Raw genomic sequence first — 10,738 nt, 5'->3', positions numbered from 1 at the left:
GCCCCGGGCCGCCGGGCGGTCCGCCTCGCCGCCCTCGCCGTGTACGTCGCCGGCTTCGGCGGCGCCCAGGCCGCGGCGGGCCGGCTCGACCCGCGACGCCTCCAACAGGCCGTCACCGCCGGCATCGCCGCCGTCCTCCCCCTCCAGGCCGCGTGCGCCTGCCGCGCCGACGCCCTGCCCGTGGCCCTGTCCCTGCTCGCCGCGGTGCCGGTGGCCCGCCGCCTGTTCCGAAAGCTGTCCCCCACATGACCGGCACGGTCACCGACCAGGACCACGCGCGGCCCGGGCCCGAACGGACGGACAGCGGACGGACGGACCCGAGGCTGCGGTTCGGCTACGGCACCAACGGGTTCGCCGGTCACCGGCTGACCGAGGCCATCGCCGTGCTGGCGGACCTCGGCTACGACGGGCTCGCCCTCACCCTGGACCACTGCCACCTCGACCCGTTCGCCCCCGGGCTGTCCCGGCGGGTGGCGCGGGTCGCCCGGCGACTCGCCGAGACCGGCCTGGACACCGTGGTGGAGACCGGCGCCCGCTACCTGCTCGACCCGTGGACCAAGCACGCCCCCACGCTCGTCGACGAGGACCCGAGCCGTCGGCTGGAGTACCTGGGTCTGGCGATGCGGGTGGCCGCCGATCTGAACGCGGGGGCCGTGTCGTTGTGGAGCGGCGTGCCCGCACCCGGAGTGCCGTCCCGGGTGGCCTGGGACCGGCTGGTCCACGGCTGCGCGTGGGCGGTGGCGGAGGCGGACCGCCACGGCGTCGTCCTGGGCTTCGAGCCGGAGCCGGGGATGCTCGTCGACACCCTGGACGCCTACGAGCTGCTGCGCCGCCGCCTCGGCGATCCGCCGGCCCTCGGGCTGACCCTCGACATCGGCCACTGCCGCTGCTTGGAGGCCGCCCCGGTGCCCGACTGCGTCGCGCGGGCCGGGCCGCACCTGGTCAACGTCCAGATCGAGGACATGCGCAGGGGCGTGCACGAGCACCTGGAGTTCGGGCACGGCGAGATCGACTTCCCGCCCGTACTGGAGGCGCTGCGCCGCACCGGCTTCCCGGGGCTGGTCAGCGTCGAACTGCCGCGGCACAGCCACGCCGCGCCGCAGGCCGCCGCGCGCTCCCTGGCCTTCCTGCGGGCCGCCGCCGGCGCGGCGCACGGCACCCGGACACCGCGATGAGCATCGGCAACGCCGCCCGGGTGACCGTCCGCGAACTGCGCTCCGCCCTCGACCGGCAGCTCACGCCGGACGCCGCCCGCTGGCTGGCCACGGCCCTGACCGAGGTGGCCGCCGAACCCGACCTGGCCCTGCCCCGGCGCTTCGCCGAGGCGGGCCGCAGGGGCGGCCGGGCGCTGCTGGCGGCGGCCCCCGCACCGCATCAGGACCCGCCGCCCGCGGTCCCCGCGGAAGCCCTGGCCTGGACCGTGGACGACGCCGTGCGGGCCCTGCTGCTGGCCGCCGCCCCGGCCCCCGCCGACGGCCCCGCCGACCGGGCGTCGACCGTCTACCGCCACGGGGACGCCGCCGAACGGCGCGGCGTGCTCCGCGCCCTCGGCCCGCTGGACCTGCTGGGCCCCTACGGCCTGCGGGACGACGCCGTCCCCCTGGTGTCCGACGCGCTGCGCACCAACGACCCCCGGCTGCTGGCCGCCGCACTGGGCCCCTACGGGGCGCGGCACCTGCCGGCGCACGCCTACCGGGAGGCCGTCCTGAAGTGCCTGCACTGCTCCGTACCCCTGCGGGCCGTGGCCGGGCTGCCCCACCGGACCGACGCCGAACTGGCCCGGATGGCCGCGACGCACGCCCGTGAACTCACCAGCGCCGGACGCCCCGTACCTGGCGACGTGCGCGCACTGGCCGGCCCTCGGCCGACCGCGACCGACCCCCTTCCACCCCCTCACCCTGCCGGGACCTGATGCGCATCTTCGACCCCCACATCCACATGACCTCGCGGACGACCGACGACTACCAGACGATGCGGGACGCCGGCATCCGGGCCGTCGTGGAACCGGCGTTCTGGCTGGGCCAGCCCCGCACGGACGTCGCCAGCTTCGTCGACTACTTCGACTCCCTCATCGGCTGGGAACCCTTCCGGGCGGCCCAGTTCGGCATCCGGCACCACTGCGCCCTGGCCCTCAACCCGAAGGAGGCGAACGACCCCCGCTGCACAGCCGTCCTCGACCTGCTGCCCCGCTACCTGGACAAGGACGCGGTGGTGGCGGTGGGCGAGGTCGGCTACGACTCCGTCACCCCCGAGGAGGACCACGCGCTCGCCACCCAGGTCCGGCTCGCCATGGACCACGAACTGCCCGTCCTGGTGCACACCCCGCACCGGGACAAGACCGTCGGGACCAGGCGCACGCTCGCCGTGCTCCGCGAGTGCGGGATCGCTCCCGACCTCGTCCTGGTCGACCACCTGACCGAGCTGACGGTGGCGGAGGTCGCCGACACCGGCTGCTGGCTCGGGTTCTCCGTCTACCCGCACACCAAGATGGACTCCCACCGTGTGGTGCAGGTCCTCAAGCGCCACGGAACCCACCGGGTGCTGGTCAACTCCGCGGCCGACTGGGGCCGCAGCGACCCGCTGGCCACCCGGCGCACGGCGGAGGCGATGCTCGACGCCGGCTTCACCGCCGACCAGGTCGACGAGGTGATGTGGCGCAACCCGGTCGCCTTCTACGGCCAGAGCGGACGCCTGACGCTGCCGGTGGACGATCCCGACACGCCGGACCACCACGAGGAGCCCCGCGGGCAGCCCGAGGACGCCGTGTACCTCGGGAACTCCATCGCCCGCGGCGAGTAGCCCCTCCCGGAGGAAGGAGACCGCCCCCGATGCGCCTGCGCCACCCCGACGGCAGCACCGTCCACCTCGCCTACTGCACCAACGTCCACCCCGCGGAGGACCTCGACGGCGTCCTGAACCAGCTCGCCGTCCACGCCGAGCCCGTCCGCGAACGGCTCGCGGCACCGTCCCTGGGCCTGGGCCTGTGGCTCGCCCACGACGTGGCGCGCACCCTGGCGACGGACGCGACGGCCCTGGCCCGGCTGCGCCGCGAACTGTCCACCCGGGGGCTCGAAGTCGTCACCCTCAACGGCTTCCCCTACCGCGGCTTCCACGAGCCGGTCGTCAAACGGGCCGTCTACCGGCCGGACTGGAGCGACCCGGCCCGCCTGGCATACACCCTCGACCTGGCCCGGGTGCTGGCCGCGCTGCTGCCCGACGACGCGGCCCGCGGCAGCATCTCCACGCTCCCCCTCGGCTGGCGGGCCGGGTGGACGCCCGAACACCAGGACCGCGCCCGCCGCGGCCTGGACGAACTGGCCGAAGGGCTCGCCAAGTCGGAGGCCCGCTCCGGCCGCCGCGTCCGGGTCGGCCTGGAACCCGAACCGGGCTGCGTGGTCTCCACCGTGAGCGACGCCTGCGCACGCCTCACCGGGCTCGACACCCAACGCATCGGCGTCTGCCTGGACGTCTGCCACCTCGCCGTCGACTTCGAGGACCCGCCGTCCGCCCTCCGCGGCCTGGCCGACGCCGGCCTGCCCGTCGTCAAGGCCCAGCTCTCCAGTGCCCTCCAGGCCGACGATCCCTCCGACCCCGCCGTCCGGCGGGCGCTCGCGCGCTTCGCCGAGCCGCGGTTCCTGCACCAGACCCGCGCCGAGCCCGCCGGCCCCCGCCCGGCACGGTGGGACGACCTCGACCTGGCGCTCCGGTCCCCCGCCGACGGCGCCGATCCGCGCCCGTGGCGGGTGCACTTCCACGTCCCCGTGCACGCCGACCCGCAGCCGCCCCTCACCGCGACCGGACCGGTGCTGACCGACGCCATCCACGCCCTCCTCCACGGCCCGCACGCCGGAACCGACCACCTGGAGGTCGAGACCTACACCTGGTCGGTGCTCCCGGACCGGGACCGGCCGGCCGACGACGAGGCACTGGTCGCGGGCATCGCCGCCGAACTCGCCTGGACCCGGGAGCAGTTGCTCGCCGCCGGACTGCGGGAGCAGACCCCGTGACCACCGGCCGCCCCACCCCCCTGCTGGTGCTGAACGTCGCCGCGCTCACCCCCCGCCTCCTGCGCCACATGCCGCACCTGCGGGCCGTCGCCGAACCCGGCGGCGACACCCCGGGGCACACCGCCCACCTGGAACCGGTCTTCCCCGCGGTCACCTGCTCCGTCCAGGCCAGCCTGCTGACCGGCCTCCCCCCGAGCCGACACGGGATCGTCGGGAACGGCTGGTACTTCCGCGACCTCGGCGAGGTGCTCCTGTGGCGCCAGCACAACCTGCTGGTGCGGGGCGAGAAGGTGTGGGACACCGCCAGGCGGCGCCACCCGGGCTACCGCGTCGCCAACATCTGCTGGTGGTACGCCATGGGCGCCGACACCGACATCACCGTCACCCCGCGCCCCGTCTACCACGCGGACGGCCGCAAGTCCCCCGACTGCTACACCGTCCCACCGGGCCTGCGCGACGAACTGACCCACGCCCTCGGCCCGTTCCCGCTCTTCGACTACTGGGGCCCGCGCGCCTCCATCGCCTCCAGCCGGTGGATCGCCCGGGCCACCGAACACGTCATCCGCACCGCCGTACCCGACCTGACCCTCGCCTACCTGCCGCACCTCGACTACGACCTCCAGCGCTTCGGCCCCGCCGCACCCCAGGCCGCCGCCGCGGCCAGGGCCCTCGACACCGTCCTCGCACCCCTGCTCCACCTGGCCCGGGAGCGCGGGACCACCGTGGTGGCACTGTCCGAGTACGGCGTCACCGCGGTCGACCACCCCGTCCACATCAACCGCGCGCTGCGCGCGGCCGGACTCCTCAGGGTGTACACCCAGGCCGGAATGGAGTACCTCGACCCGTACACGTCCCGGGCGTTCGCCGTCGCCGACCACCAGGTGGCCCACCTCTACGTGCCCGACCCCGCCGACCTTCCGCTCGTCGCGGAGGTCGTCCGAGCCCTGCCCGGAGTGGAACGCGTCCTCGACAGCGCGGGCAAGGCCGCGTACGGAATCGACCACGCCCGCGCGGGCGAACTCGTCGCCGTCGCCGCCTCCAACGCCTGGTTCACCTACTACTACTGGCTGGACGACGCCCGCGCCCCGGACTTCGCCCGCTGCGTCGAGATCCACCGCAAACCCGGCTACGACCCCGCCGAACTCCTCCTCGACCCCGCCGACCGCCTCGTCAGACTCCGGGCCGCCGCCGCCCTCGCCCGCCGCAGGCTCGGCCTGCGCTCCACCCTGTCCGTCGTCCCGCTCGACGCCACCCACGTCCGCGGCAGCCACGGCCGCCTCCCCGAGGACCCGGACGACGGCCCCGTCCTCCTCCTCTCCGACACCACCCGCCTCCCCCGCGTCCACCCGCGCTACGCCGCCACCGACCTGCCCGGCCTCCTCCTCCGCCTCGCCGGCGGCACGGGGCGGGAGGAACACCCCGCACCCCGCGTCCGCCCCGGCACCCGACGCCCGGACGAGTAATCCGCGTTCGCAACCGTGATCCCGATCGATCGGAGCACATCCCGCTGTCTTCGCGGCCGGACCGGCGCGGTGGACGTGCCGCCGGTCAGACCCTCGCGTCGCGCGCCTGGTGGAAGCGCTCCAGGACGAGCTCGACCAACTCCGGTGCGTCGCCCAGCGGTTGGGAGACGCCGACCACGCCGGCCGCGGTCGAGGCCTCGACGGTGACGCGGAACAGCAGGCCGGCCGCGAAGCAGTAGGACGCGACCGCGATCCGGCGGGCCCCGGCCCGGCGCAGCTCCGCCACCGCCTCGCCGGGGGTCGGTTCGGTGGCCGACGCGAAGGCGGCCCGGCACGGCAGGCCGAGGTCCGTGCCCAGCGCCGACGCCATCGCGGCCACCGACGAGGACGCGGCGGCGTCGACGCTGCCCGCCGCCGCCAGCACCACCGCGTCGAACTCGACGTCCAGCTCGGCGAGCCGGCGCCGCAGCGCCGCGACCAGCCGCCCGTCGGGCACCCCGGTGGGACCGCCCAGCACCGGCGCCACGATCGGCGCCTTGCCCGGCGGGTCGAGCAGCGCCTTGGGCAGGTCGACCCGGGCGTGGAAGGCGGAGGTCAGCAGCAACGGCACCACGACCACCTGCTCGTGCCCGACTTCGGCGAGCGTGCCCAGCGCCTCACGGGCCGTGGGGCCGGCGTGCCGGAGGAAGGCCACCTCGACCCGGCTCCCGAGGGAGGCCTCGACCGCGCGGGCGAGCGCCCGGGTGGACTCCTGCGCCTCGGGAGCGAGGCTGCCGTGCGCCAGCAGGAGCAGTGCGCTCGGAGCCTGCTCGGCAACCGGTTGGGGCGTCTTGATCACGTCGGTCACTGTCGTACCACCCTCGTCATGCGGTGCGAGTACTGCGCGTACAAGGAAGTGACGGTCAGATTACCGTCCGTGACCATTCTTGTCGGCGGCGCCGCGCAGGCGGCCACGAGCGGGTCCTACCGGCCTCCGGCCCCCTTCTCGCGCCCCGCATCCGGGTGGACCCGTACCGGGCCCCGCCCGCGACCGGCGGGAGTCCGGCGGGTGCGGCCGTAGCCTGCGACCACGTGCCCGGCCCGACACCTCGAAGGCGGCCCACCATGCAAGCGTCCACCCTCCTGCCAGCTGTCGCCGTCTTCTCACTGGTGACCGTGGAGTTCGGCGGGCACGCGCTGCTGCAGCTGATCACCGTCCAGAACGGCACGCTCACCCCGCTGCGCGAGCGGTCCTTCCGTGCCGGCCACGCCCACGCCGGCGTGCTGCTGATCCTCTCCCTCGTGTACTTCCTCTACCTGCCCCGCGCGGGGTTCTCCTCCGGGACGGAGTGGCTCTTCGGCATCCTCCTGCTGGCCGGAGTGCTCGCCCAGTCCGGCGGCTTCTTCCTGCACCTCGCCCTCGGCACCGAAGGCCACTCCTCCCCCGGCACCCACCTCACCCGCGGCGGGGCCGTCCTCCTCGCCGCGGCACTCATCGCCCTGGGCGTCGGCCTAGTCCAGCACCTCTGACCACGCCTCGACCGGGCGCAGCCGCCGTCCCTGTCGGGGCCAGGTCGGTTCCGTGTTCGCTGCGCGGGCGTCGCCCGGTGGCCGGGATCGCCCGCCGGGGCGGCGCCCACCGGCGGTGGCAGCCTCCTGTCGGTACTGCCCGTGATCATCGCAGGGGGCTGTGACAGACCCGTGGGCCGGAGTGCCGGAGTACCCGGCCCGAACCGGAACGGCGCCGGAACTGACGGTCCGTCGAACAGGTCGGGCCGGCGCTGGTAGAAAGGAGGTTCGCGCGGCAGCGGTCGACACAGGGGCGGAGCCGGGGAGTGACGGAATTCGAACGCGGCGACGGGCCCACGAACATCCGGAACGTCGTCACCGACAGTACGGTCCACTACCTGGTGCAGATCGGCGTGCTCAACGGGGAGCTGCACCTCACCGTGCCGCCCCGGGCCGTGGCGGCGGAGACACCGCTCGGCCTCGCCGAGGAGCGGCTCGCCCGCAGCCTGCTGTTCCAGTGGCGGGCCGAGGCCGACGCCTGGGACATGGCCGACCCCGAGCCGCTGGCCGTCCGCTGGGTGCACAGCCGCACCGCGCTCGCGCCGGGGGCCGAACTCGGCGGGCGCGGCGACCGGGTCGGCACGATGGCGGGGGCCCTGCTGGGGCTCGACCGCCGCCGGCTGCTGATCCTCGGCGGGGCCGGCGCGGGCAAGACGACCCTCGCCGTGCTGCTCACCCTGGAACTGCTCGCCCGCCGACTCACCCGGGGCGAGGACGTCCCGGTGCCCGTCATGCTCTCGCTGGAGTCCTGGGACGCCGAGCGGGTCGACTTCCACGACTGGCTGACCGGCCGGATCACCGAGGAGCACCCCGGCCTGCCCCGGGTGGACGGGCTCCACCCCGCCCGCCGGCTGGTGAGCGAGCGCCGCCTGCTGCCCGTCCTGGACAGCCTCGACGAGCTGCCGGAGCACCGGCGGACCGCCGTGCTCGGCGCCCTCGGGCGCCAACTGGGCCAGGAGGGCGGGGTGGTGCTGATCTGCCGGACCGAGCCCTACCGCGAACTGGTGGCCACCCAGCGGGACGTGCTCCGGGTGGACTCGGCGATCGAGGCGCTGCCGCTGGACCCCGCCGACGTCGCGTCCTACCTGCACCGGGCCCGGCAGCCCTCGCGCGCCGCGCAGTGGGCTCCGCTGCTGGACGAGCTCCGCTCGGCGCCCGACAGCCCGGTGAGCCGGGCCCTGTCGACGCCGCTGATGGTGTGGCTGCTGCGGCGCGGGTACGAGCGGGCCCCGGCGGACCCGGGCGAGCTGCTGGACCGCCGACGCTTCGCGACCGCCTGGCAGGTGGAACAGCACCTGCTCGACCGGATCGTGCCCGCCTCGTTCCCGCCGCTGCCGCCGGCGCCCGACCGCCTGCACCCGCCCCGGCGGTGGGAACCGGACCGGGCCCGGGCCTGGTTGTCCTTCCTCGCCCGGCTGATGAACCGCCAGGAGACCGCCGAGCTGGCCTGGTGGCGGATGTTCGGCGCGCCGCTGCCGCGGGCGCTGGCGGCGCCCGTGCTGATCGCGGTGGGGATCGCCCTGTCGGTGCTGATCGACCTGGGGCTCGGGGCCGTCGGGGGCTCCGGCCGCCCCTTCGGCTTCGGCACCGCCGTGGGTCTCGGCGTCGCCCTCGCGGGCCTGGTCCGCACAGCCGGGCAGGGCTGGTTCGGGGACGAGACCTCGACGCCCCGTCGACGGGCCAACCCGCTGCGCTTCGCCGGTGCCCTGCGCTCGGCCGGCCGCAACGGGAGGCTGGGCCGGGCCTGGCGGCTCACCGTCGTCATCGGCGGGCCGCCGGTGATCCTCGCCCTGGTCCTGTTCCAGATCCTGGCACCGGCGGAGGAGGTCCTCGCGCTGGTGGGAGCGGTGCTGCTGGCCGCCTATCTGATGATCGTGCTCGCGGCCCCCTCGGACACCGTGGACGCCGCGACCCCCGACTCGCTGCTGCGCTCGGAGCGGACCTCGGTCCTGGTGACGCTGCTCGTCCTCGCACCGCTGCTCGCCGCCGGGATCGGGCTGATGGACTGGTCGCGGACCCACCGCTACCGGTACCACGAGGTGGACTGGACCTACGCGCTGGCGACCTGGTGCGGGGCCGGCGCGACGTTCCTGCTACTCAGCCCGTGGAGCCGGTGGCTGCTGGCCCGGTGCTCGCTGGCGCTCGTCGGCCGGCTGCCCTGGCCGCTGATGACCTTCCTGCGGGACGCCCACCGGGCCGGCCTGCTCCAGCGCACCGCCGGGACGTACCGCTTCCGCAACCTGCGGCTCCAGCAGCACCTGGCCGCCAAGGCCGGGCCCCGCCAGGGAGGTTCAGGGGGTGCGGGGATCCCCGCACCCCGGGCGACGCCGGGCGGGGAGAGCACGGTCGCGACCGGTCCCCTCGCCGACCTGATCCTGCCCCCGGCCTCGACCTGGCGCGGCCTCACCGTACGGCGCGACCCGAACTCGTACCTGCTCACCGGCCGCGTCCGCACCGTCATGCTCGCGCACTGGGGCCCGCTCGGCGCCCTGCTGGGCCTGCAGCTGGTCCGGATCACGGTGAGCGGCACCTGGGACCGACTCGACTCCTGGAAGCCGATGATCGGCCTGCCCGCCCTCGGCCTGCTGGTGATGCTGATCAGCCTCCTGCCCCGGCGGCACATCGAACTGCACATCACCGACACCTTCATCGCCGCCCGGACGGGCCGGCACCGCTGCCGCTACGAGTGGCGCGACGTGGACGAGGTCGCCGTCCGCCGGGTGCACCTCCGCGGCCGTGACACCCCCGTCCACGGCATCCACGTCCGGCCGCGACCGGGAGCGCCGCTGCCCCCGGCCCGCCGGCGGGGGCGGGACGGGTGGTACCTGGTGCAGCCGATGAACGTCGTCCGGACCCTTCCGCCCGACCTCACCGAGGCGCTCGCCGAGCTCTCCGGCGGGCGCTGGCGGCCGTAACACGGACTGGGTCGGGCCCGACCCGGCTACGGGCGGCAGGAGCTCTGGCCGAGGACGTAGCAGCGCAGGTCGACGTCCTCGGGCAGGACGGGTACGGTGCCGGGCAGGGCGACGGCGCCGACCGCGACGATGAACGTCCTGGTCACGGCGTCGCTCCCCTTCTTGTTCCGGGGCGCCTGGAAGAGCAGATAGCGGGCCGACAGGTAGTCCTCGACGGTGAGGTGGGGGCGGGCGAGGAGGTCGAGGGCGGCGGAGTGCAGGACGGCGCTGTCCCGTGGCGCGGGGGTGGCCGAGTAGACCGGCTCGCCGCCGGTCTCGATCCGGGATGCGTCCAGGCCCCGGGCCGTGTACCGGGCGACGAGTTCGGCGTCGGCGCGGTGCGCGGCCTCGCCCCGCAGGAGGCGGTTGCCGGCGACCCGCCGCCCGGCCGGCAGGACCACCCAGTTCTGGAGGGTGTCACCCTCCACGCCCTCGGCGGCGAAGCGCCGCTCGGCGAGACGGCCGTAGCGAAGCATCGCTTCCGAGGCCGGGGTGGCGAGGCCCCCGGTGTAGCTGCGCGTGGCCTGGTCCCACTCCGCGCCCTCGCGCAGGCGGCCGACCTCGCCGAGCCGGTCGTAGTTGGTGTCGCCCTCCCGGATCGGGGTACGGAAGCGCTCCGGGTCGAAGAGGACGCCGGCAGGCCCGGGAGGCGGGCCCATCGCGACGGCGAGACGGTAGCGCCAGTCGACCAGGTGATCGTGGACGGCGGCCAGCGCGGCCGCCCGGGCCGGCACGTCCGGGTCGCTCTCCCACAGGTGGGCCAGCA

General features: G+C 75.5%; 9 protein-coding genes and 1 pseudogene. 8 read left to right on the top strand and 2 right to left on the bottom strand.

What is annotated here, in order from left to right:
- The 6 genes and pseudogenes from ACFU6K_RS17810 to ACFU6K_RS17785 all read left to right on the top strand — a co-directional run.
- A pseudogene (locus ACFU6K_RS17810) lies at nucleotides 1–249 on the top strand (hypothetical protein); the annotation flags it as partial.
- A complete protein-coding gene (locus tag ACFU6K_RS17805) occupies nucleotides 246–1,175 on the top strand; it encodes a sugar phosphate isomerase/epimerase family protein (protein ID WP_380664015.1) in 930 nt (309 codons plus the stop codon). The pseudogene ACFU6K_RS17810 and the gene ACFU6K_RS17805, both read left to right, overlap by 4 nt.
- The gene (locus ACFU6K_RS17800; RefSeq protein ID WP_380664013.1) at nucleotides 1,172–1,912 is read left to right on the top strand and encodes an EboA domain-containing protein; all 741 of its coding nucleotides are present in this window, start codon (nucleotides 1,172–1,174) and stop codon (nucleotides 1,910–1,912) included. Before ACFU6K_RS17805 ends, ACFU6K_RS17800 begins: the two co-directional genes overlap by 4 nt.
- The gene (locus tag ACFU6K_RS17795) at nucleotides 1,912–2,799 is read left to right on the top strand and encodes a TatD family hydrolase (protein WP_380664011.1); all 888 of its coding nucleotides are present in this window, start codon (nucleotides 1,912–1,914) and stop codon (nucleotides 2,797–2,799) included. The genes ACFU6K_RS17800 and ACFU6K_RS17795 overlap by 1 nt, the downstream gene beginning before the upstream one ends.
- A gap of 29 nt (nucleotides 2,800–2,828) precedes the next feature.
- Complete coding sequence (gene eboE / locus ACFU6K_RS17790; protein WP_380664009.1) at nucleotides 2,829–4,007, top strand: metabolite traffic protein EboE; 1,179 nt, start codon at nucleotides 2,829–2,831, stop codon at nucleotides 4,005–4,007.
- Nucleotides 4,004–5,470: an alkaline phosphatase family protein gene (locus ACFU6K_RS17785; protein ID WP_380664008.1), complete on the top strand. Its 1,467-nt coding sequence runs from the start codon at nucleotides 4,004–4,006 to the stop codon at nucleotides 5,468–5,470. The genes eboE and ACFU6K_RS17785 overlap by 4 nt, the downstream gene beginning before the upstream one ends.
- An 85-nt stretch (nucleotides 5,471–5,555) precedes the next feature.
- On the opposite strand, the gene ACFU6K_RS17780 is transcribed toward ACFU6K_RS17785, so the two are convergent.
- Nucleotides 5,556–6,308 (bottom strand): sirohydrochlorin chelatase, encoded by a 753-nt coding sequence (locus ACFU6K_RS17780; protein WP_380664006.1) that lies wholly within the window; start codon nucleotides 6,306–6,308, stop codon nucleotides 5,556–5,558.
- Between the two features lie 266 nt (nucleotides 6,309–6,574).
- Between ACFU6K_RS17780 and ACFU6K_RS17775 the strand changes: the two genes are divergently transcribed.
- Both ACFU6K_RS17775 and ACFU6K_RS17770 read left to right on the top strand, forming a co-directional pair.
- Nucleotides 6,575–6,979 (top strand): hypothetical protein, encoded by a 405-nt coding sequence (locus ACFU6K_RS17775; protein ID WP_380664005.1) that lies wholly within the window; start codon nucleotides 6,575–6,577, stop codon nucleotides 6,977–6,979.
- 305 nt (nucleotides 6,980–7,284) lie between these two features.
- Nucleotides 7,285–9,933, top strand: coding sequence for an NACHT domain-containing protein (locus ACFU6K_RS17770; RefSeq protein WP_380664003.1), 2,649 nt, complete (start codon nucleotides 7,285–7,287; stop codon nucleotides 9,931–9,933).
- 26 nt (nucleotides 9,934–9,959) lie between these two features.
- Here ACFU6K_RS17770 and ACFU6K_RS17765 read toward each other — a convergent pair.
- The coding region (locus ACFU6K_RS17765; protein WP_380664002.1) for a hypothetical protein at nucleotides 9,960–10,738 on the bottom strand (779 nt) is incomplete at its 5' end.

The sequence above is a fragment of the Kitasatospora sp. NPDC057512 genome, assembly GCF_042802135.1.
Classification (GTDB): Bacteria; Actinomycetota; Actinomycetes; order Streptomycetales; family Streptomycetaceae; genus Kitasatospora.
This window is presented reverse-complemented; position numbering and strand designations above follow the sequence as displayed.

Bases quoted from the DNA above. Each gene is read 5' to 3' on its own strand.
- ACFU6K_RS17805 (WP_380664015.1), top strand. From the start codon at position 246: ATGACCGGCACGGTCACCGACCAGGACCACGCGCGGCCCGGGCCCGAA.
- ACFU6K_RS17800 (WP_380664013.1), top strand. From the start codon at position 1,172: ATGAGCATCGGCAACGCCGCCCGGGTGACCGTCCGCGAACTGCGCTCC.
- ACFU6K_RS17795 (WP_380664011.1), top strand. From the start codon at position 1,912: ATGCGCATCTTCGACCCCCACATCCACATGACCTCGCGGACGACCGAC.
- eboE (WP_380664009.1), top strand. From the start codon at position 2,829: ATGCGCCTGCGCCACCCCGACGGCAGCACCGTCCACCTCGCCTACTGC.
- ACFU6K_RS17775 (WP_380664005.1), top strand. From the start codon at position 6,575: ATGCAAGCGTCCACCCTCCTGCCAGCTGTCGCCGTCTTCTCACTGGTG.